Source organism: Neorhizobium sp. T6_25 (assembly GCF_002968555.1).
In the GTDB taxonomy this organism is placed as follows: domain Bacteria; phylum Pseudomonadota; class Alphaproteobacteria; order Rhizobiales; family Rhizobiaceae; genus Neorhizobium.
The window spans coordinates 96,255-117,246 of the sequence record NZ_PVBL01000002.1 but is presented as its reverse complement, the minus strand read 5'-3'; the positions used below and the strand labels follow the sequence as shown (position 1 = coordinate 117,246).

The following is a 20,992-nucleotide window of genomic DNA, read 5'->3' as shown; positions in this document are numbered from 1 at the left end:
ATGATGAATGGCCGAGATCTCGCGCTATCGCAGTCACGGCCCTCGAAGCCAGGCTTCTGCCGCTCTCGACGAACTTCGCAGCAGTGGCCGGCGGATATGGATGCTGGCGAGATTCTGCGGTTTCTGTTACGATTCGCGCGCGAACAGAACGCGGCGGCGGGTGGATGGCGAGAGACACGGACGAAGTTGCGTCTTCTGGAAATTTCGGCGCAAAGCTGCTGTTCTGCTGTGTCGGGTGCTTCTACTGGATCACCCTGACGCCTTTCGTCGACACCAGCCTCAACCCTGCCCTGGCGAAGCCTGCTCTCTGGAGCCAGCTGCTCGCCTATATGTTGTTCCTGATCGTGGTTGTCTACGCGATGACCCCGAGGGTGCGGAGCGTCATCTTCCAGCCCCGCCTGCTGCTTGCGTTGGTATTCGGGTGGCTGTTTCTGACCGCGGCGCTTTCGGTCGACCCGCTCGGTGCCGTCAGGCGCGTCCTGATTGCCCTCACCGTCTGCATCAGCGCCAGTGCATTTCTGATGCTGCCGAAGGGCGAGAGCCAGTTTGCTCGGCTTGCCGGGGGCGGCGTCATGCTGATCGTCGGCCTTTGCTATTTCGGCGTGCTGTTTCTCCCGAGGCTTGCCGTCCATCAGCTGACCGACTTTCTTGAGCCGCAGCATGCGGGGCTCTGGAAGGGAATTTACGTCCAGAAGAACGAGACCGGCGTCGTCATGGCGCTCTCCTGCTTCGTCGGCATCTATCTGATGTCGGCATGGTCCCGGATCATCGGACTGCTCCTGATCGCGGCAAGCTGCCTGTTCCTGCTGAAGACCGGCGCCAAGACCTCGACCGCCATGCTGCCCGGCATCTTCATCCTCAGCATTTTTTTTGAGCGCTGGCGCTGGATCCGCGTTCCCGTCGTCTTCGGCGGGGTCGGCCTGCTCAATCTGGCGACCGTCGGCGTGTCGACGATTGCGCCGCTGCGGGAGATTGTCGCGGCAACCGGGATCGATACCACCTATACGGCACGCGCCGACATCTGGCGGCTGGCACTCGATGCTATTGCACAGCAACCGATCACCGGTTATGGCTTCGGCTCTTTCTGGGGGGCGGAGAGCCTCGTCAACAGCGACATGCGCAGCTTGAACTGGGCCGTGCGTGCGGTGGATGCCCACAATGCATATGTCGATGCCGCCATGAACGCCGGCATACCGGGATTGATATTGATGGTGATATGGGTCTTGGCTACTCCCCTTAAAAATCTGGCGGCAATCGACGCCGCAAAGAACTTCACGCCGCTCACGAGGCTTTTCTTGAGGATCTGGCTTTTCTCGATCTTCCTCGCCTGCCTCGAAAGCGTGTTCCTCGCCCGGTCGGGGCCTATCTGGTTCACGATGATGGTTGCTATGTTCGGCCTTGGTTACCAGGCCCGCTACCGCATCATAGCCTCGAGGAAGGCCGAGCCCGCCTATGGACCAGCGTACGCCTGAAATGTCCGAGCAAGCACCGGTAAAACAGCGGCAGCGGACGTCCGCCTTCGGCATCGAGTTCTCCACCTGGGACGCAGGCAGGATCGTCGATACGATCGTCTCCGAACCGGTGCCGGCCGGCGAAGGCCTGCGGCTGCTGGTGACCGCCAATCTCGATCACATCGTGCAGCTGAACAGGAACCCCGCCTTCAGGGCCGCCTATGACAAGGCCTGGCTGACCACCGTCGACGGTGCCCCCGTCCTCCTCTATGCGCGGTTGCGCGGGCTTGCCGTTCCCGGCCGCATCACCGGCGCCGACCTGTTTCCCGAGATCATCGAGCGCCTCAAGCCGGGCACCCACCGGCCCCTGCTCCTATGCTCGAGCGAAACCACGGCAGCGATTCTCGACAACAAGCTGAAGGCGCTCGGTTTTTCCGAGCATGGCATCGTCACTGCCCCTCCGGCTTTCGAGCAGAATGAGACCTTTGGACGCGAATTGGTGGCGATGCTCCGGGAAAGACGCGTCACGCATATCTTCTTCGGCATTGGCGCCCCGAAGTCCGAGATCTGGATGGACAAGCACCGCGCCGACCTTCCCGATTGCTACGGCTTCGGTTTCGGCGCCGGGCTGGATTTTTATGCCGGCGTCAAATCGCGTGCTCCGGTCTTCCTGCGGAAAGCCGGGCTGGAATTTCTCTGGCGCGTCGCGACGGAACCGCGCCGCCTGGCACGGCGATATTTCGTCACGTCCTGGGCATTCTGCTGGGCCGTCTACAAGGATCTGACGGCGGACCGCCCCGACACGGACAAGACCCGTTAGGCGACCCCGATCCGCTTCAGCGTATCGATCACCGTCTCCACCTTGATGCCGCGCCGGCGCACCTTGTCGACCACCTGCGAGAAGAAGGCCGGCGAACAGCCTATATTCGTCGGGTCTTCGCGCACATCGTGGGTATAGAAGATCAGCCAGCCGCAGCGCCGCTCGACATCGTCCAGCATCCTGTCGATCGAAGCGGAATCGTTGCTGCAGTCATAGAGTTCCTGCGCTTTCAGATGGGCAAGATCGATGAGGCCGGAATTGGTGCCGACCTTGATACCGCGCAGGCCCGGATAGTGATGCATCAGCGCCAGCTTGGACGGGACCGAAATCATCCCGAAAGGATAGGCGAAGGAAACCGGCTTTGCGGAACCTACGATCCGGGCGATTTCCTCGTCGTTTCGTCTGACATCGGCCATCAGGTCGCGACGGGGCGTTTTCTGGACATTGATATGGCCATGGGTGTGACCGCCGATCTCGTGTCCCCTGTCCGAAAGTGTCGCGACCATCTCCTCATCGACGATCAGCTGGCCGTTTTCGACGCGCTGCATCAGGCCGCTTGCAAGATAGAACGTGCCGAGCATGCCGGCATCCTCAAGAGCGGGCGCCGCATTTTCGAAGACCGAGACAGGAAAGTCGTCGAACGTGAAAGCAACCACAGGCGCATCCAGCTTCAACAGGTGCGGGCGAAAATATACGTGCCGCCCGATCTTGCGGGATACTCCCGCCAGTATCTCGGAACCGGACATCTCCCAGAGTTTCGGCTTTGTCATCTACCCCCATCCATTGCAGTCGGATCTCCCAGAGCTTCAGTACATAATCTCAAATACTTACGGTTGTCTCAATCTCCGGCGCCGCAGAAACGGCATTTCCCGCGATCCCCGCCGCCTGAAGAAGATGGATGAACCTTTCGGCCGATTTCTCGACGCTGAACTCCGCAGCGCGGGCCTGAAGAACCGCGCTTTCGGGCGGCTGTTCGAGCGTCATCGCCATGGCCTGCGCAAGCGCGGTCGCATCACCGACCGGCACCAGCCGCCCAAGCCTGCCGTCCTGGAGGATCTCACGCGGACCGTAGGGCGCGTCCGTCGCGACGACAGGTACGCCGCAGGCCATGGCCTCGATCAGGGCGTTCCCCAGCCCCTCGTGCGAGGAGGACGATACGAAAAGCGAAGCCTGCGACACGATCGACAACGGGTCCGGATTGTGTCCCGGCAAACTGACATCCTGCGATAGATTTAGCGCTTCGACCAAAGCCTCCAGATTGCCGCGTTCGTCGCCTTCCCCGACAATCGTCAGCCGCGCGGCCCGCATCCGCCGGAGCTGCGCAAAGGCCTCGATCAGCGTCGCATACCCCTTTTCCGGAGAGAGCCTTCCGACCGAGACGATGTGGCCCGGTTCCGGGGCGTGGCCCAGTTGCTCGATCCGCTTCCGCATCTGCGGTGTCAGCACGGCATTGGTCCCGAGATTGGCGACTTTCGCGGCCGGCACGCCAAAACGGTCGATGAGGTCGTTTCGCGCACCGGCCGTCAGCGTCAGGACCAGATCGGCGCGCGGGTAGGCAAACCGGATCAGCCTGTAGGCCAGCCGGTTCTGCCAGTAGGGATCGCCGGTTCGCGCCTGCAGGGGGCTTGCCACCTCGCGCAGGACAATCGACGGCCGCGTTTCCCTCGCAAGCCCTCGCGAGGCCAGGATCACCAGGACATTCGCCGCCGCCTCGGAAGACACAAGCGCCCTCGGACGCCCCGTGACCAGCAACCTTCGCAATGCGGCGGGCGCAAAGGCGAGGCGCAGTTTGCGGCCGTTGCCGAGATCGATGACGGGCACGTCGGCGCGGATCAGGTCTCGCAACGGCCCCGAACTCTGAAGCGTAACGATTGCGCTCGGAAATCCCTGGCCCTGCAGTTCGTTTGCCAGCAGGATGGCGTCGCGTTGGGCACCGCCGCCATCGAAACCACGCACGAGAAAGCAGATTCGGGCTGCGACCGGATCAACAATCCGAGAGCTATTCATAATCATCACATGCCCTATGATTATTGCGTTTGTTCCTGCTAAGGAAGGATCTACGTCACTCCCGGCGATCGGGCCTACCCTAGAGGGTTAGCGGTTAATTCTGACCAAATGCATATTATTGGGCGACGAAATTGAGCGATAGACATGCCTCGGTGTATTTAGCCTCGCGGGCGACCTCGGCCATCATCAATCTCGTGTCGGTTTCCATCTTCACGCGCATGACCAGCGCCGAAGTGTACGGCCAATATATCGTCGGGTTTTCGATATGCATGATGGTCTACAGCCTGGGCGTCCAGTGGATCGTATTCGCCCATTTCGGACGATACGACCCGAAGGAGGCCGATCGGCTCGCAGGTGCGCTGCTGCTGGTTTCAGGGGTGGTGATGTTGCCGGCGATCGGCTTCATATACCTGTTCTACCTGTTTGGAACATTGCATGCCGATGTTGCCGTCAGCAGCAGCCTGCTGGTGGTTTGCTTCACCTTGTATTTCGTCGCCGTCGAAATCAGCCGCGCCCACCTTCTTGTCCGGCTCGTTGCAATCGCGACCATCGCCCGTGCAGTCTTCTCGCTGTTGTTCGGTTATATCGCCGTCCTCGAATTCGACACGCCCGGCGCATTGCTGGCAGGCGTGGGGCTAGGTTATGCGCTGGGCTCCGTGCCGGTTTTCCGGCATTTCAGCCGCACCATATGGGCGTCCGGCTTTGTCTGGCCCCGGAGCAGCGACGTGCGGCGGATGTGGCGTTACGGCTGGCCGCTTGCCATCGCCTTCGGCGCCTCGGCCGCCGCCATGAACGTCGACCGGCTGCTGCTGGCGGGCCTCTACAATACCAGCACCGTCGCTCCTTACGGGACCGTACTCGACCTGATGAAGCAGACGTTCCTGGTCTTGGCCGAGGCGATCAGCGCAGGATATATTTCGAGCGCCAAGAACTTCCATACGGAGGGGAAAGGGACCGAAGCGCGGCATACTCTCAAGCGCGCCTTCATCACGCATTGCTATATCGTCATTTTTGGCACCGCATCTTTCATCCTGCTCGGCGACGTCATCTTCGGGATCCTGCTTGCTCCGAGCTATCTGCCGGTCGTCACCCAGATCATGCCGATCCTGCTCGTCGCGAATGCCATTCTCGTCATGCGCGCCCACTATTTCGGTCAGATCATTTATTTCAGCGGGACGACCAACCTGGAACTGGTCGCGTCTGTCGCGATGCTGGCGGTCACCGGAACGTTGAGCTACCTGCTGATCCCCTCATATGCGGCAATGGGCGCCGCCATCGCCTTCACGCTTGGGCAGGCGGCGGCGCTGTTGATCTGCCTGGTCTACGCGTCGGGAAACCTGCGCATGCCTCTCGACCTGCCCCGCGGGGGCCTGCTGCTGGCTCTCGGCATAGCTGTGGTCGCCGTCGGCAAAGGTGTCCAACTCCTGGCGGAAGAGCCGGCTGCAAGCGCCATCAACTTCGTCCTGATCGGCATCGCCAGCGCCTATATCGCGCTGCGCTGGAACCTGTTCGACGCCCGCTCGCTGCTTCAGCGGTTTTATCCGCGACGCGGTTAGACGCCGCTCTCGGAGTGCAGGAAATTCGTATAGCGCTCCAGCATGAGCTCACGACTGTGATGCTCACGGTGCAATCGCGCAAAATCGTTCCGAAGCTGCGCAGCGGGATAATTCGCAGCGAGATCTCTGACCGCATCGGCAAGGCTGGCCGGATCGCAGGGCGGATGGAACCGCGTCATGGCTGCGTTGTCATGCCCGTCGCCGATGCACAGCACCTCCCGCAGAACCGGGAGATCCGACGCGACGACCGGCAGCCCGGCCATCGAAGCCTCCACCCCGGCAAGGCCGAAAGTTTCCCAGATCGACGGGAACACATAGATATTTCCCGCCGCCAGGATGTCGCCGAGCGCATCCCGCTCGATCGAGCCGACCAGATGGACGCGCTCCGCCACACCCAGAGTGCGCGCTTTGCCCTCCAGAGCCTCCCGGTTCGGGCCGTCGCCGGCGATGATCAGGTGCATGCCCGGCAACGTCCCGAGCGCCTCAATCAGGACTGCGTGATCCTTCTGATCCACCAGCCTCCCGGTCGCGACCAGCACGAAAGCATCTGGCGCAATGGAAAGGCGCTGCCGCCAGTCGACCGCTGCGCGAGCCGGCGGAATGGGATCGACACCATGCGGGATCAGAATGAACCGTCGCCGGTAGGCAGCGGGCCATTTGCCGAACGATGCGCTGGTGGACACGGAATTCGATACGAAATGGGTGAATATCCCGGCCGATCCGAACAGCCAGTCAAGTGCCTTCCAATGCCGGCGAATACCCTCCGGCGCTGCGGTGTGATGGGCGGCACGCACCGGCACGCGGCCTAAAAAGCCGAAAAAGCCGCCGAAGACGGAGGCCGCAGCCTGGTAGGTGAAGATCGCGTCGTATTTTCCCGACAGGATGGTCCAGCCAAGGCGTGCAAGATTGCGAAGCGTGGCGACCGTTCCATGACCGGTGTCGAGAGGCAGCGTCTGCACCTCGAAACCGCGGGCGTGCAAGCCGGTCTCCACCATCTGCACAAGGGTACGCACGCCCCCCATCTTGTCATGGGTTACGAGTTGGAGAATCCGCTTCCCCGAAGGAATTAGGGTATCGGCAGCTTTTGGAAAAGCTGAGCTGAATTCGTGCCTCATGCGCCGGACCCTAGAGCTGAAATCTTAAAATCTGTGCAGGGAGATCGTTCAGATTTCTCCTATCCGACTTTTCGCGGATCAAAAACTCGCCTGCGCGGTTCTACCCTTTGAGTGAAAACAAGAAGCAGGAGGCAGACATCATGGCCAAAGCGAGTTCGAAGCGGATGGGCGCGGGAGCGCAGGGGAAAAACAGCGGAAACGGGGCAATGACGGAGATCGACAAGGCGGCCCTTCCCGAAAACAAAGTTCTGTCGAACCGGGACAAGGCACAGCATTCGAGGGAGCGCGGACTGGATAGCAAAACGGTGCAGACCGAACAGTTTCACGACCACGGGGCGAACCATCTTAAGGATTGAAAAACCACTTACATTCACGACTGCTTGAGAACGGATTTCGAGCAACCCACTGCTGCGCCCATCCGGCTTTCCTCCCTTGCAAAGTGGAAGAGAAGTAGTAGTCTTTGGCTATCGCCGGCTTAAAAACAAGCGCGCGCCGGCAACTGGAAGACAGGAAGCGCTTTCGCCACCATTTGGGAGGCTGAAAAGATGAATGCAGCAGTCCTGACCAACACTTTCGAACCGACGGAACTGGCATTTCTCCAACGCCTGTTCGACGAGATCTGCGCGGAGCGTGGACTTGCCGGCGGCAGCCTCGCCGCAAACGATCTCGCAGCACAGATCATTCAGCTTTATCAACAGGGCGTACGCGATCCGCGAGATTTGCAGATCCATCTGGATCCGGATGCACCCTTGAGAACCTGACATCCCCTGCCAGCCGCCATCGCAGCGGCTGGCCGCCGCCCCATCGCTTCGCCCCTTACCTCTTGGCCATCAGGTCTCGTTCGTCACGCATCAGGAATATGCGGGTGATGGCGTCGAGATTGGCTTCCAGCCAGTTGGCCATGGCGATCTCTTCGCCAAGAATGCGTTCGAAAACCGTCTTCGCCTCCATCTCATCCAGCTCGTCGGCCGCGGCAATCAGGACCCGGTAGCTGGCGATTTCCATGTGCTCGAAGGCGTAACTTGCCATCGCTCCCTTGACGACCTCGTCACTGGTCAACATGCCGCCGACGCCCTGCGCCTTGGCCGCCAACTTTGCGGCGATGTCCTTGATCGCCGACACGCCGCCGGTTGCCGAAAAATGATCGAGGAGCGTCTTCAGCGCCTGGGCGTGTTCCTCCGTCTCGTGCAGGTGCTGCACGATGCGGGTCTTGAGGTCGGGATAGCTCTCGATCCGCCGGGATTGGGCGGTAAGCGTCGTGATCGCCTGTTCCTCCATGGCATGGGCGGCTCGTAGCCACGCGAGGAAATTGTCTCGGGCATGGGTCATTCGCTTCTCCTCGCAAACTGGTTGCCCAAATCGATTGCTTTGGGGAACGCAAGCCAGCCTGATTCAACCCCTGAAAGCAGGCGAAGTTCCTCTTCGCCTCGAAGTCTGGAACATTGCCGCCGTTTGCGAATTGTCCAGTAGCAAAATCACGAGCCACAGAAGCGAAGATCATGTCACGCGAGATGAGGGCAAATTCCATCATCGGAGGGATCACCATAGTGCTCCTCCTGATGGCTGTCGGCTATTATTTCACCGGCAGGTCGGATGATACGGCGCAGGTTCCGGCACCTCCTGCGACCAGCGACAGGGCGCAGACGCCGGCTCCGGGAACAGACCCGACCAGCACCGGCTCCACCAACCGTTAGGGCCAGTTTGCGAGGAACAATCGACATGCCGGGCGGTTGTGAGATGAGTAACAGGGAGTTTTCCATGATACCCGATCCTCGCGAACCAAGTGAACGACCGCCCATGCCGGCGCCCATCTGGAAGCCGGACCCGCCGATCGACGAACCGGAACCGGATCGGCTGCCGGATGAGACGCCGTTGCCCAATCCCGACGAAAATCCCAATCCGCCAGTCTATATGCCGCCCGGCAATCTGGCCTCCAGTTGAAGAGGTACCGGCGCGAAACCGCCGGTAGATCGATTATGAACATCCATGGCCATACACGTGCAGAGCACAGGCAAGCGCAGGAAGAGAGCCGACGGAACCCCACGACGGGCGGGCTCTGGAAGCTGATGGGTGCTGCAGCTCTCATCCTTCTCGTGCTTATCGTCGCAATGGAAGTCTTCAGAGACGGCAACAACAATTTCATCGCACCCAGCCCGGCTCAACAGACCGTTATCGAGTAGCGCCCTCACCTTCCACTCCATCCGGCCACTCCATCCGGCTATGGGCGGGAATACAGCCTTGGAACAAAGGACAAAATCCGCGCGTTCATCTGCCATTCCATGATGAGGTGGCCAGGTGGATGTAACGACGCAATCGATCCCGACCCGAGACACGGGATTCCCATTCGAACCCATCATCCGGCCCGGCCGGAATGCCTGGCGAAGAGCGAAGGCGGAAAAGCTCGCCTTCCTGATCGACGGCGAAGACTATTTTCGACGGCTCGATCAGGTCTTGAGGCTGGCGGAACGTTCTATCTTCATCATCGGGTGGGATTTCGATCCGGACATCGTCCTTCGTCCGCGCGACCCAGACGGCGAAACGCTCGGTGCTCTGCTGCGCAAGATTGTCGAGGAAAAGCCCTCGCTTGAAATCCGCATCCTGGTTTGGGGCATGGGGCCTGTCTATTCCGGCAAGAGCCTCAAAATGTTCGGCAAGATGGATTGGAAGGACCATCCGCGCATCTTCCTGAATTTCGATTTCGAACATCCGCTGCGCGCCAGCCATCATCAGAAAATCGTCGCGATCGACGACCGGACCGCCTTCCTCGGCGGCATCGACCTGACCGCCCGCCGCTGGGACGACCGCAGCCATGCGATCGACAACCCGCTGCGCCGGGCGCCCGACGGAACCACCTATGGCTCCGTCCACGACATACAGGCGATCGTGACCGGCGATACGGCAAAGCTGATCGGCGACGTCGCACGCCGTCGGTGGAAAAAGGCGACCCGCCAGGTCCTTTCACCCCTCGATATGCCAGGCAAAAATCCCTGGCCGGCAGACCTGGAACCGGCGCTGACCGACTGCAACACCGGCCTGGCGCTCACCGAGGCGTGGAAATGGAAGGGCCATCGCGGCCACCGCGAGGCGATCCGGCTGACCCATGACGCGCTGAAGGCGGCCAAACACCACCTCTATATCGAGACGCAATATCTCGCCTCCTTCGGCGTGGCGCGCACCCTCGCCAAACGGTTGAGGAAAGCCGACGGCCCGGAAATCCTGGTGATCGTCACGTGCGAATCCCATGGCTTCCTGGAAAAGCTGATGATGGGCCACAACCGCAACCGGCTGATCCGTCGCCTCAAGCGCGCAGATCGTTATGGGCGTCTGCGGGTTTTCTTTGCCGCGGTTTCCGACGGCAACGGTGGCGAGCAGGAGATCATCGTTCATTCCAAGCTGATCATCGTCGACGACCAGTTCGTGCGGGTCGGCTCTTCCAATCTCAACAACCGCTCCGAAGGGCTGGACACCGAGGCGGACCTTGCGATCGAAACGTCGGACCCGGCGGGCCGGCAGGCGATCGCCGCGCTCCGCAACGAGCTGATCGCCGAACATCTCGACGCCCAACCGGCGGAAGTTGCGCGGATCGTCGCGGAAACCGGCTCCATTCTGGCGGCCGTCGACCGGCTGAACTTCAAGCCGCGCGGCCTGCGAAGCTACGACGTCGATGCGGACAAAGGCGAAACGGAATCTCTGGTCGGCACGGGGATCATCGACCCGAAACAGCCCTTCTGGCCGATTCCGGAAATCAAGGCTGGTCTCAGGCGGCTTTTCGCCCGCCTGTCACATCACCGTCTGCTCTAGGAACTTGCCGCCCCGATGACGATAATAAGCCTCGGCGACGAGAAATGTCGGCACCCCGACCGTGAGCGGCACGAAAAAATAGAGCACGCGGAAGGCGATCAGCGCACCGATCGACGCGGATGTCGGCAGTATCCCGAGCATGGTCGCCTCCAGCACACCGAGCCCGCCCGGCACATGGCTGAGCAGCGAGGCTATGTTGGCGGTGACATAGGCGCTGGCCACAGCCAGGTAACCGGCATCGGTAAAGCTTGCGAGAAGCTGCTGGATGGAAGCCGTGACGCAGGCGAAGTTCAGCGTGCCAATGACGATCTGGCCGAGCGCAAGCTGTATCGCCGGCGGTTCGAACCGCCAGCTGCGCACGACGAGAGGACGGCGCACGAAGGCGCAGATCAGCAGATACGCGGCAGGGCCGGCCAGGCAGAAAATCCCGGCCACAAGCCGCGCCGGTCGGTCGAGGCCGAGCAGGTCCGCCGCGTCGCCGGGCTGGAGCAGCAGCGCCAGTCCGGCCAGCGTTCCGAGACCGAGACCGACGGTCACCCCGCAGAAGACGATGACCTTGGCGATGTCCTCGCCGGTCAGACCCCAGCGCGTGTAGAACCGGTAGCGCACGGCACCGCTGCTGAGCGCGGAAAGCCCGACATTGTGACCGATCGACAGCGCCGTGAAGGATGCGAGCGAGGTCTGCCGCAAGAGAAGCGGCTTGCCCGCATACCGCACGGCAAGCGCATCGAAGCCGCCGAGGCAGAGATAGGAAAGGACGACGAAGAAAAATGCGGTCGCGAGCCGGAAAGCGGCGATCGACCGGACCGATTCCTCGATCTCGTCGACCGTGTAGCGGCCAAGACTGCGATAGACGAGGAAGGCCGCCAGGCAGATCGCAGCGCCGATCAGAAACTTGAGCAGATGGCGTCTGGCGATCATGGTCCCTCTCGTAAACGGCAGTATAACAATGGGAACGAAACCGGGACCGAGGTGTTCCCAGCTCCATGACTGATCAGACATCGCCAGCCAAGGCCGGCCCCTCCCCGGCCCCGGCTTCGAAGACAAGGCATCGCCTGAAAATTCTCAGCTATAATGTGCATAGCTGCATCGGTACCGATCGCCGGCTCGACCCCGCCCGGGTGGCTGAGGTCATCGCGGCCTTGGAACCCGATATCATCGGATTGCAGGAATTGGATGTCGGCCGCAGCCGCACCGGCGGGATAGACCAGGCGCACGCGATTGCGTCTCTTCTTCAGATGCAATCCCATTTCCACGCTGCACTCAACGTCGCCGAAGAGCGTTACGGCGATGCGATCCTGACGGCCCTGCCGGCAAGAATGGTCAAGGGTGCCGGCCTGCCCTCGCATGGGGAGCAGCGCGGCGCCGTCTGGGTGGAAATAGAGGTCGGCGAGCACAAGCTGCAGGTCTTCAATACCCATCTCGGCCTGCTGGGCGGCGACCGGATGCGCCAGATCGGCGAGATCCTCGGGCCGTCCTGGATGGGGGCACCGGATTGCCACGGCAAGCCGAAGATCCTGATCGGCGATTTCAACGCCACTCCCGTGACCGCGACCTACAAGGCCGTCGCCCGCCAGATGGCGGACGTGCCACTCCTGAGCGGGGGCAGGCCCAAAGCCACCTTCCCGTCGCGTCTGCCGCTTTTGAGGATCGACCACGTGTTCGCCTCCAGCGAAGTCACACCGATCGCGACGCAGGTCGTATCGACCCCGCTTTCCCGCCGGGCCTCCGATCATCTGCCGCTTCTGGTGACTATCGAACTCTGATCCTCAATGGCTGAGGGTGCGGCTGAGCCGGTGAGCCTCCTTCAGAAGGCGCACCACGTCCTGGTCGGTCGTTTCCCTGAAGTCGCCGTAGTGCAGGCTGACGGCCTCCATACGATCCGGCGCCGACAGGCAGACGATATCGTCCACCTCTTCCTGCAGGGATTCCAGCAGTTGGCGCGGCGCGACCGGCACCGCGATCCGGATCGACGCAACCCCCATGTCTTTCAGCGCATGAATGCCGGCGCGGATCGAGACGCCGTTCGCAATCCCGTCATCGACGAGAATGACGTCCCGCCCCGTGTGATCATGCTCGCTCGGCTCGTCCTCGCCGAAATACATACGGTGGCGGCGCTCGATTTCGGCAAGCTGATGTTCGCGCTCGGCCGCGAGATAGCCTGGCGGCACATGGAAACGACGGGCGGCGTCCTCGTCGACGACCACGTGCGGCTCCCGCCCATCGACGACAGCGCCGATGCCATATTCGGGATGACCGGGCGCACCGATCTTGCGAACGATAAGGAGATCGAGCGGCAGGCCGAGCCGCTGGGCGACTTCGAAGGCCACGGGCACGCCGCCACGCGGCAGCGCCATCAGGATCGGATCGGGCGGCAACGTCGCCTGCATGGCTTCCGCCAATTGCCTTCCGGCATCCTCGCGATCGGCAAAGGTTGGGCTTAGACCGAACATATCATCCTCCCAGGATGGCGCGGTAACATCTGCCACCGCACTCGTTTCTTATGCCAGCCCGACCGTATCATATCACCGGGCGGGCGTCCGACAACCGTGAGGATGGGGTTCGGGTTCCGTGCTCTCCAAAAGAGTCAGGAGCGCTTGCCCTTGTGGTGTTCGCTTTCCTGGTTGCGGCCGCGAACGATCGATGGGTCGTCGTGGAGGGAACCTTCCGCGGCCCGCATGTCCAGGTTATCGCCGCGGCGGAATGCATCCCTGGCCGCTTCGCTCCGCTGCAGGTCGGGGCCGGGATCGAACTCCTTCGGCGCATTGGCGGTATTTTCCCGCTTTTCGATGATGTTGCGTTGCTGCTGGTGGGTTTTGTTGCCTTGCATGATCTATCCTCCTTGAGAGGTCATTTGTTCGCCCGGCCGCGTTGGTTGGGATCGACGCCGCCGAAACGGGTGGTGTCGTTACCGACATCGCCTTCCTCGGTATTGTCGCCGGCGATCTCGTCGGCGCCGGTGAAGCGGTTCAACCCTTTCGACTGGCCGATACCGGGATCCTCCTTGAGGTCGGCATCGCTGGGCTTGCGGGTCTTGAAATGTTTGGATGTGGACATGATCGTCCTCCTTGGCTCAGGGACCGCGGTCTCGGCCGCGGCCTCAGTGTTTCGTGCTGGACACGAATTTGTTGAACCGGCTGGTTTTGCCGGCTTCCGTTTCTTCCTGGAAAAGGAAGACAAGCTTGTTCTCATCGAAGATCGAGAAGAAGTCGTCCCATTCGATTTCCTCCAGGGATTCTTCCGGCTTCCCGAAATCGACGCGCAGAATGCCGCCTTCCTTAGCGCCCTTCACCCGGGCCGGATGGCCGCCGCGTTCCTCGATCCATTGCCGGATTTCCTTGTGATCGGTGGTTTCTACGGCTTTGCTCATGGTGCTTTTCTCCTTTCCGTACCTGCTTGCCGAACCGGGACCGCCACCGAAGGTTCCGCGCCAAAACAAGCGAAGGGGGAACAAAACTGATGATCATGGGTTCAACGCGGGTCGGTCGCATGACCTCCACGCGGCCGACATTGTCATAAGTACCCTCCCCAACTTGGCGCTTCCCCTCACCGGGAAGCGCCTTTTCGTTCACTGCGGCGGTTCAACGCAGGGCCGCGGCATCCGGGCGCGCGGCATTGATGCGCATTGATCTCTTGACGCCCTCCGCCGATTGTCATCCGATGAGATGGACGGGCTTCCGGCCCCCGCCAGAAAAGGGATGACGCCATGTTCGAGACCTTCGACGCGACGCTGCTGGCGCGCATGCAGTTCGCCTTCACGGTCTCGTTCCACATCATTTTTCCCGCGTTTTCGATCGGGCTGGCGAGTTATCTCGCGGTGCTGGAAGGTCTTTGGCTGTGGAAGAAACAGGTCGTCTATCTGGAGCTGTTCGACTTCTGGAAGACGATTTTTGCGCTCGCCTTCGGCATGGGCGTCGTCTCCGGTATCGTCATGTCCTACCAGTTCGGCACGAACTGGAGCGTGTTCTCCGATAAGGTCGGCCCGGTCATCGGCCCGCTGATGGGTTACGAAGTGCTCTCGGCATTTTTCCTGGAGGCAGGCTTCCTCGGCATCATGCTATTCGGCCGCAACCGCGTCGGGCCTGGCCTGCATTTCTTCGCGACGCTGATGGTCGCGGTCGGCACGCTGATCTCGGCGACCTGGATCCTTTCCGCAAACTCCTGGATGCAGACGCCGCAGGGTTTTGCGATGAACGACAAGGGCCAGTTCATCCCCGCCGACTGGTGGGCGGTCATCTTCAACCCGTCCTTTCCCTATCGCCTCGTCCACATGGTGCTCGCCGCCTATCTGACCACCGCGCTGGTGGTCGGCGCGGTCGGCGGCCTGCATCTTCTGCGCCGCACCGCCCCCTTGCGCGCTGGCACGATGTTCTCGATGGCGATGTGGATGCTGACAATTGTCGCCCCGATCCAGATCTTTGCCGGCGACCAGCACGGCCTCAACACGCTGGAACACCAGCCGGTCAAGGTCATGGCGATGGAAGGCCATTACCAGAGCCATCCGGACGGCGCGCCACTGATCCTCTTCGGCCTGCCGAACCACGCCGAACAACGAATCGACTACGCAATCGAGATCCCGAAGCTCTCGAGCCTCATCCTGAAACACAGCCTCGATGCGCCGCTCAAGGGCCTCGATACCGTACCGCGCGAATTGCAGCCGCCGGTGCCAATCGTGTTCTGGTCCTTCCGCATCATGGTTGGCCTCGGCTTCGCGATGCTGGGCCTCGGCCTCTGGAGCCTGTACTGTCGATGGAAACGCCGCCTCTACACCTCCGAATGGCTGCACCGGGCCGCGATGGTCATGGGACCTGCCGGCTTCGTCGCCGTGCTCGCCGGCTGGGTGACGACCGAGGTCGGCCGCCAGCCCTATACCGTCTACGGCCACCTGTTGACCGCAAATTCCGTCTCGCCGATCGCGGCAGCCGCCGTGGGCTCCTCGCTGGTCGCCTTCATCATCGTCTATTTCCTCGTCTTCGGCGCCGGCACCTTCTATATCCTGCGGCTGATGTCCCGCCTGCCGCGCGATCCGAGCGGCGATCTCGGCGAAGGCCCGATCCGAACCGCTGGCATCACGCCGGCCCCGCATGCCGCAACGCTCCCTGCAGGAGGCCGTCATGGTCATTGACCTTCCCTTCATCTGGGCGGCCATCATCGCCTTTGCGGTGCTTGCCTATGTCATCCTCGACGGGTTCGACCTCGGCGTCGGCATCCTCTTCCCGCTGTTTCCGGAAAAGCGCCATCGCGACGTGATGATGAACAGCGTCGCCCCCGTCTGGGACGGCAACGAGACTTGGCTGGTACTCGGCGGCGGCGGGCTAATGGCAGTCTTTCCGCTCGCCTATGCGACGATCCTGCCGGCACTCTATGCACCTATCATCGCCATGCTGCTCGGACTGATCTTTCGAGGCGTCGCCTTCGAATACCGCTGGCGCACCGGCCGGGCGCAATATCTCTGGAACTGGGCCTTTGCCGGCGGCTCATTCATGGCGGCGTTGGCTCAAGGGATCGCGCTCGGGGCGCTGGTGCAGGGCATTCCGGTTGCAAACCGCGCCTATTCCGGCGGCTGGTGGGATTGGCTGACTCCGTTTTCGATCGCCACCGGCCTTGCGGTCGTCATCGGTTACGCACTACTCGGCTCGACCTGGCTGGTGATGAAAACGACGGGCGACCTTCGCGACAAGGCCCGCAGCCTTTCCTATATCGCCGCCCTCGCGACGCTCGCCGCCATGGGCGTCTTCAGCCTCTGGACGCCGTTCCTCGAGCCGCTCTATCTGAACCGCTGGTTCTCCTGGCCGACCGCGATCTTCAGCGTCATCGTACCCCTGCTGGTTCTCGGCTGTTTCCGGCTTCTGCTCACGGGCCTGAAAAACAACCGCGACAGCCGGCCCTTCCTTGCGGCGCTCGGCCTTTTCATACTGGGTTACGCCGGCATCGGCATCAGCTTCTATCCCTATATCGTGCCGACATCCGTGACGATCTGGGATGCGGCGGCCCCCGACGAAAGCCTCGGCTTCCTGCTGGTCGGCGCGCTGATCTTGGTGCCGCTGATCCTTGCCTATACGAGCTATGCCTATTGGGTCTTCCGCGGCAAGGTCGACCCGGAAGAGGGTTATCACTGATGGCGGGCGGCGAAACCTTCAGGCGGCTCGCCTGGTTCGTGGGTCTCTGGGTGGCCGGAGTCGCGACTGTCGGCACCGTCGGTCTGGTCATCAAATTCTGGCTCGGCGCCTAGCGCCGGGTCAGCGCCACCACATAACGCGCCGGCTCCGTGCCCGGATTGAAGAAGACGCAATCGGCAGGGGTCCCGAGCAGAAGGCAATCGCCTTCGGCGAGATGATGCATCACCGACCCCTCCCGAAAATCGAGCCGGCCTGACAGAACCCAGATCTGCTGGTGCTGGAAGGCGAAGGCGGATGCCGGATAGGGCACGCGCACGCCTGATGGCAGCGAAACATCCAGAAGCTCCATTGGGGAATTCGCCGGAGAGACGGCGCGTCGCGTATAACCCGTCTCCGGATCGGTCCAGACCGGCTGTTCCGCCTGCAGCGCAACGCGCTCCTGCGCCCGCTCGGCAAGCGCCAGCAGTACCGAAAGCGGCAGGCCGAAGGCGCCAGAGAGCCGGCCGAGCACCGTCGCCGTCGGGCTTGCCTCGCTGCGCTCGATCTTGCTGATCATCGCCTTGGAGACGCCCGAGCGTTCGGCAAGCTCGGCCAGGGACCAGCCTCGCGCCTCCCGCTCGATCTTCAGCCGCGTGGCGATCGCCTGGACCGGGTCGTTCTCCATCTGCTGCAAGCGGCTTGCCTTTCGATAATCGTCTTCTATAGTGGACGATGGCATCCTATAAGAGACAAGCCTTGTCGGCAATGGGGACTTCAGAGGGAAGATCGTGACACGCGAAATCCGTTTCAACGCCTTCGACATGAACTGCGTCGGCCATATCCAGCAGGGGCTCTGGGCACATCCGCGCGACCAGTCGCACCGCTATGCGCAGCTGCGATACTGGACGGACTATGCGAAAAGGCTGGAAGCGGGCATGTTCGACGGCATATTCCTCGCCGACGTTCTCGGCGTCAACGACGTCTTCGGCGGCAGCAATGCGGCAGCGCTGAAGGGTGCGGTACAGGTGCCGGTCAACGATCCGCTGCTGCTGGTGCCGGCCATGGCAGCCGTCACCGAACATCTCTCATTCGGCGTTACCGCCAACCTCACCCACGAACCGCCTTTCGTCTTCGCGCGCCGCATGTCGACGCTCGATCACCTGACGGGCGGCCGGATCGGCTGGAACATCGTCACCGGTTATCTCGACAGCGCCGCAAAGGCGATCGGCCTCGATGGGATGGCAGCCCATGACGACCGCTACGACCTCGCCGACGAGTACATGGAGATCATGTACCGGCTGTGGGAAGGAAGCTGGGAGGACGACGCGGTGGTCTTCGACCGGGCAAACCGCGTCTATGCCGACCCGGCCAAGGTGCATAAGGTCCACCACCGCGGCAAGCAATACGGCATCGAGGCGATCCATCTCTGCGAACCCTCGCCGCAGCGCACCCCGGTTCTCTACCAGGCCGGCTCCTCGACCCGCGGCCGGCAGTTCGCCGCCACCCATGCCGAGTGCGTCTTCGTCAACGGACAGAAGACCGAAGGCGTCAAGGGCATCGTCGACGACATCAGGGCTCGCGCAGTTGAATATGGCCGCAACGCGGAGGACGTCAAAGTCTTCGTCGGCGCCACGATCGTCACCGCGCGAACCGAAAAGGAAGCCCGCGAAAAGTTCGAGGACTATCGCGCCTATGCGAGCTCCGAAGGTGCTCTCGTGCATGCCGCCGGCTCGCTCGGCATCGACTTTGCAAAATACGACCTCGACGAACCGATCGAGACCGGCAAGAGTTCTGCGATCGTCTCCAATGTCGAGGCTATGACCCGCACCGCCGGGCCGCAATGGACCAAACGCAAGCTGCTCGAACAGATGGTGCTCGGCAGCCGCCAGGCGCCGATGATCGGCTCCGCAGAACAGATCGCCGACAACCTCGTCGCCTGGATGGATCAGGCCGGCGTCGACGGTTTCAACCTGTCGCGCACCATCGTTCCGGAGTGTTTTGATGATATCATCGAACTGGTGATCCCGATCCTGCAGGAACGCGGTCTCTACAAGACCGGCTATCGCGAAGGCCCCTTCCGTGAAAAACTGTTCGGGACACAGCGCCTGCCGAGCCGGCATATCGCCGCCAGATATCGCACCACGGGATAAACTGATGAGCACCGCGACGACCCTGGAAACGCCAGCCGCAGGCCGCTGGTCGATGCTGGCGCTGTTGTGCCTCGCCGTCGTGCTCTCCTTCTCCTGCTGGTTTTCCGCCAACGCGATTGCGCCGGAGCTGAAACGCGCCTGGTCGCTGTCCGAAAATGCCGCCGCCTGGCTTACCAACGGCGTGCAGATCGGCTTCGTGATCGGCGCTCTGGCGGCGAGCTTCTTCAACCTGCCGGACCTCATCCGCATGAACCGGCTGATGGCGGCCTCCGCCCTGCTGGCCGCGCTCTCCAACGCCGCCTTGGCTCTGGAGCCCGGCCCGACCGGCGCCATCCTCTGCCGCATGGTTACAGGCTTTGCGCTTGCCGGCGTCTACCCGCCGGCGCTGAAACTCGTCTCCACCTGGTTCATTTCCGGACGTGGCCTGGCGCTGGCCGGCGTCATCGGAGCGATTACCGCCGGCTCGTCGCTGCCGCATCTCTTCCGCGGCATGTCGTCGGCGGTCGACTGGCACAATGTCGTCCTCTTATCGAGCGGTGCGACGGTGGTCGGTGCCGTCGTTCTCCTCCTCTTCACCCGTGAAGGCCCTTATCCGTTCGGGAAGGCTTTGTTCGACCCGCGCCAGATCGGCCGGGTGCTGAAGGACCGCAACCTGCTGCTCGTCAACGGCGGTTATCTCGGCCACATGTGGGAACTTTATGCCATGTGGGCCTGGTTGCTCGCCTATCTGACCGCAGCCCTCGACGAGGGTGGAACCGGCATCAGCAACGAAGCCTCGCTGCTCACCTTCATCGCGGTCGCATCAGGCGTGCTCGGCTGTTTCGCCGGCGGCGTGCTCTCGGATCGCTTCGGCCGCACCGCCACCACCGCCGGCCTGATGATCGTCTCCGGCGCCTGCGCCCTGGCCATCGGCTTCGTCTTCGACGGCCCCTACTGGCTGCTGGCGCTGGTGGTAATCGTCTGGGGTATTTCGATCATCGGAGATTCGGCCCAGTTCTCCGCCGCGGTGACCGAGCTTGCCGACCGCAACTACATCGGCACGGCGCTATCGCTGCAGATGGGCATGGGTTTTGCTCTGACCATTTTCATGATCTGGCTGATGCCGCATCTGGCCGCGCTGCTCGGCGGCTGGCGCTGGACGTTCGCGTTGCTGGCGGTCGGGCCGATCTTCGGGGCCGCCTCGATGCTGATCCTGCGCCGTAGGCCAGAGGCCATCCGGCTTGCCGGCGGAAGGCGCTGATCGAGCGACGGCGGACACTCAAGGAATTTGCTTGCGCGAATTATTCGAGCGTATAATAAGCCTTGACGCCGTGCGAAGAACGGCCTGCCCGTTCCTCAGGAGATGACCCGTGAACCGCCGCACCTACCATAGGGCAAGCGAGGCCGAGCGGCGCGAGGACCTGATTGCCGCGACGCTCGATTGCATTGCCGAGTTCGGCATTCAGGGCGCGACGGTCCGCCAGATCGCCATGCGCGCCGGCGTCACCGGTGGGTTGATCCGGCACTATTTCAGCAGCAAGGACCAGATGCTGCAGGCAGCCTACCGCAAGGTGATGGCGGGCATGACCGAGGCGGCGGTTGCTGCCGCCATCGAGGGCGAGACGGCCCGCTCGCGCCTGCGTCGCTTCATCGTCGCCAATGTGACGCCGCCGGTGACCGACCCGCGCACGCTGTCGCTCTGGGCCGCCTTCATCAGCCATATCCAGATCGACCAGAGCTTCGCTGCCATCCACCGCGAAAACTATCTCTCCTTCCTGGAAGCGCTGGAGACGCTGCTGTCCGCCTTCTTCGTCGAGGAGACGCGGGCTCTGAGCCCCGCCCAATGCCGCACCTATGCGATCGGGGTCAACGCGCTCGTCGATGGCCTCTGGCTGGAGGGAACGCTTGCGGCCGATACGTTTGCGGAACACGAACTCGCAGAAAATGCCCTGATCTCGGTGGAAGCGCTGCTGCGCCTGCAGCCCGGCGAGCTTTCGGCCGAACAACGATAAGAA

24 protein-coding genes are annotated in these 20,992 nt (G+C 62.2%); 14 read left to right on the top strand and 10 right to left on the bottom strand.

Features of this window, described 5'->3' with window-relative positions:
• Positions 1 to 164 precede the first annotated feature (164 nt).
• Both C5L10_RS02740 and C5L10_RS02735 read left to right on the top strand, forming a co-directional pair.
• Positions 165 to 1,472 (top strand): O-antigen ligase, encoded by a 1,308-nt coding sequence (locus tag C5L10_RS02740; protein ID WP_172716894.1) that lies wholly within the window; start codon positions 165 to 167, stop codon positions 1,470 to 1,472.
• Positions 1,453 to 2,271, top strand: a complete 819-nt coding sequence (locus C5L10_RS02735; protein ID WP_105428448.1) for a WecB/TagA/CpsF family glycosyltransferase — start codon at positions 1,453 to 1,455, stop codon at positions 2,269 to 2,271. The genes C5L10_RS02740 and C5L10_RS02735 overlap by 20 nt, the downstream gene beginning before the upstream one ends.
• On the opposite strand, the gene C5L10_RS02730 is transcribed toward C5L10_RS02735, so the two are convergent.
• Entirely contained in the window at positions 2,268 to 3,041 is a 774-nt protein-coding gene (locus C5L10_RS02730) for a polysaccharide deacetylase family protein (RefSeq protein ID WP_105428447.1), read from the bottom strand. The two genes, C5L10_RS02735 and C5L10_RS02730, sit on opposite strands and share 4 nt — an antisense overlap.
• 49 nt (positions 3,042 to 3,090) lie before the next feature.
• Positions 3,091 to 4,278, bottom strand: a complete 1,188-nt coding sequence (locus C5L10_RS02725; RefSeq protein WP_172716893.1) for a glycosyltransferase — start codon at positions 4,276 to 4,278, stop codon at positions 3,091 to 3,093.
• 131 nt (positions 4,279 to 4,409) lie between these two features.
• Between C5L10_RS02725 and C5L10_RS02720 the strand changes: the two genes are divergently transcribed.
• On the top strand, positions 4,410 to 5,834 hold the full coding sequence (locus C5L10_RS02720; RefSeq protein WP_080951097.1) for a lipopolysaccharide biosynthesis protein: 1,425 nt from the start codon (positions 4,410 to 4,412) through the stop codon (positions 5,832 to 5,834).
• On the opposite strand, the gene C5L10_RS02715 is transcribed toward C5L10_RS02720, so the two are convergent.
• The gene (locus tag C5L10_RS02715) at positions 5,831 to 6,847 is read right to left on the bottom strand and encodes a glycosyltransferase family 4 protein (RefSeq protein ID WP_172716892.1); all 1,017 of its coding nucleotides are present in this window, start codon (positions 6,845 to 6,847) and stop codon (positions 5,831 to 5,833) included. The genes C5L10_RS02720 and C5L10_RS02715 overlap by 4 nt on opposite strands.
• 242 nt (positions 6,848 to 7,089) lie before the next feature.
• On the opposite strand from C5L10_RS02715, the gene C5L10_RS02710 reads away from it, so the two are divergent.
• The gene (locus tag C5L10_RS02710; protein WP_046634309.1) at positions 7,090 to 7,305 is read left to right on the top strand and encodes a hypothetical protein; all 216 of its coding nucleotides are present in this window, start codon (positions 7,090 to 7,092) and stop codon (positions 7,303 to 7,305) included.
• Positions 7,306 to 7,494: 189 nt separating this feature from the next.
• Positions 7,495 to 7,710: a hypothetical protein gene (locus C5L10_RS02705; protein WP_105428444.1), complete on the top strand. Its 216-nt coding sequence runs from the start codon at positions 7,495 to 7,497 to the stop codon at positions 7,708 to 7,710.
• Between the two features lie 55 nt (positions 7,711 to 7,765).
• Here the strand turns inward: C5L10_RS02705 and C5L10_RS02700 are convergent, their stop codons facing one another.
• On the bottom strand, positions 7,766 to 8,278 hold the full coding sequence (locus C5L10_RS02700) for a ferritin-like domain-containing protein (RefSeq protein WP_105428443.1): 513 nt from the start codon (positions 8,276 to 8,278) through the stop codon (positions 7,766 to 7,768).
• Positions 8,279 to 8,448: 170 nt separating this feature from the next.
• On the opposite strand from C5L10_RS02700, the gene C5L10_RS02695 reads away from it, so the two are divergent.
• From C5L10_RS02695 to C5L10_RS02680, 3 genes are all read left to right on the top strand, one after another.
• Positions 8,449 to 8,643, top strand: coding sequence for a hypothetical protein (locus C5L10_RS02695; protein ID WP_046604365.1), 195 nt, complete (start codon positions 8,449 to 8,451; stop codon positions 8,641 to 8,643).
• Between the two features lie 64 nt (positions 8,644 to 8,707).
• Complete coding sequence (locus C5L10_RS02690) at positions 8,708 to 8,890, top strand: hypothetical protein (RefSeq protein ID WP_046608292.1); 183 nt, start codon at positions 8,708 to 8,710, stop codon at positions 8,888 to 8,890.
• A 354-nt stretch (positions 8,891 to 9,244) separates the two neighbouring features.
• Positions 9,245 to 10,750 (top strand): phospholipase D-like domain-containing protein, encoded by a 1,506-nt coding sequence (locus tag C5L10_RS02680; protein WP_105428441.1) that lies wholly within the window; start codon positions 9,245 to 9,247, stop codon positions 10,748 to 10,750.
• On the opposite strand, the gene C5L10_RS02675 is transcribed toward C5L10_RS02680, so the two are convergent.
• The gene (locus C5L10_RS02675; protein WP_105428440.1) at positions 10,730 to 11,671 is read right to left on the bottom strand and encodes a UPF0104 family protein; all 942 of its coding nucleotides are present in this window, start codon (positions 11,669 to 11,671) and stop codon (positions 10,730 to 10,732) included. The genes C5L10_RS02680 and C5L10_RS02675 overlap by 21 nt on opposite strands.
• Before the next feature lie 65 nt (positions 11,672 to 11,736).
• Between C5L10_RS02675 and C5L10_RS02670 the strand changes: the two genes are divergently transcribed.
• A complete protein-coding gene (locus C5L10_RS02670) occupies positions 11,737 to 12,516 on the top strand; it encodes an endonuclease/exonuclease/phosphatase family protein (protein WP_105428439.1) in 780 nt (259 codons plus the stop codon).
• A 3-nt stretch (positions 12,517 to 12,519) separates the two neighbouring features.
• Here the strand turns inward: C5L10_RS02670 and C5L10_RS02665 are convergent, their stop codons facing one another.
• From C5L10_RS02665 to C5L10_RS02650, 4 genes are all read right to left on the bottom strand, one after another.
• Complete coding sequence (locus tag C5L10_RS02665) at positions 12,520 to 13,203, bottom strand: phosphoribosyltransferase (protein WP_105428438.1); 684 nt, start codon at positions 13,201 to 13,203, stop codon at positions 12,520 to 12,522.
• 134 nt (positions 13,204 to 13,337) lie between these two features.
• The gene (locus C5L10_RS02660) at positions 13,338 to 13,580 is read right to left on the bottom strand and encodes a hypothetical protein (RefSeq protein WP_105428437.1); all 243 of its coding nucleotides are present in this window, start codon (positions 13,578 to 13,580) and stop codon (positions 13,338 to 13,340) included.
• 20 nt (positions 13,581 to 13,600) lie between these two features.
• Entirely contained in the window at positions 13,601 to 13,807 is a 207-nt protein-coding gene (locus tag C5L10_RS02655; RefSeq protein ID WP_105428436.1) for a hypothetical protein, read from the bottom strand.
• Between the two features lie 43 nt (positions 13,808 to 13,850).
• Complete coding sequence (locus C5L10_RS02650; RefSeq protein WP_105428435.1) at positions 13,851 to 14,120, bottom strand: hypothetical protein; 270 nt, start codon at positions 14,118 to 14,120, stop codon at positions 13,851 to 13,853.
• Between the two features lie 336 nt (positions 14,121 to 14,456).
• On the opposite strand from C5L10_RS02650, the gene C5L10_RS02645 reads away from it, so the two are divergent.
• Both C5L10_RS02645 and cydB read left to right on the top strand, forming a co-directional pair.
• On the top strand, positions 14,457 to 15,875 hold the full coding sequence (locus tag C5L10_RS02645) for a cytochrome ubiquinol oxidase subunit I (RefSeq protein ID WP_105428434.1): 1,419 nt from the start codon (positions 14,457 to 14,459) through the stop codon (positions 15,873 to 15,875).
• The gene (gene cydB / locus C5L10_RS02640) at positions 15,865 to 16,869 is read left to right on the top strand and encodes a cytochrome d ubiquinol oxidase subunit II (protein WP_105428433.1); all 1,005 of its coding nucleotides are present in this window, start codon (positions 15,865 to 15,867) and stop codon (positions 16,867 to 16,869) included. Before C5L10_RS02645 ends, cydB begins: the two co-directional genes overlap by 11 nt.
• A gap of 109 nt (positions 16,870 to 16,978) precedes the next feature.
• Here cydB and C5L10_RS02635 read toward each other — a convergent pair whose 3' ends face one another.
• Positions 16,979 to 17,533 (bottom strand): XRE family transcriptional regulator, encoded by a 555-nt coding sequence (locus C5L10_RS02635; RefSeq protein ID WP_105428432.1) that lies wholly within the window; start codon positions 17,531 to 17,533, stop codon positions 16,979 to 16,981.
• Positions 17,534 to 17,636: 103 nt separating this feature from the next.
• Between C5L10_RS02635 and C5L10_RS02630 the strand changes: the two genes are divergently transcribed.
• The 3 genes from C5L10_RS02630 (at position 17,637) to C5L10_RS02620 (ending at position 20,989) form a co-directional block, all read left to right on the top strand.
• Positions 17,637 to 18,998, top strand: coding sequence for an LLM class flavin-dependent oxidoreductase (locus C5L10_RS02630; protein ID WP_105428431.1), 1,362 nt, complete (start codon positions 17,637 to 17,639; stop codon positions 18,996 to 18,998).
• Between the two features lie 4 nt (positions 18,999 to 19,002).
• Positions 19,003 to 20,238 (top strand): nitrate/nitrite transporter, encoded by a 1,236-nt coding sequence (locus C5L10_RS02625; protein ID WP_105428430.1) that lies wholly within the window; start codon positions 19,003 to 19,005, stop codon positions 20,236 to 20,238.
• A gap of 109 nt (positions 20,239 to 20,347) precedes the next feature.
• Positions 20,348 to 20,989: a TetR family transcriptional regulator C-terminal domain-containing protein gene (locus C5L10_RS02620; RefSeq protein ID WP_105428429.1), complete on the top strand. Its 642-nt coding sequence runs from the start codon at positions 20,348 to 20,350 to the stop codon at positions 20,987 to 20,989.
• Positions 20,990 to 20,992 lie beyond the last annotated feature (3 nt).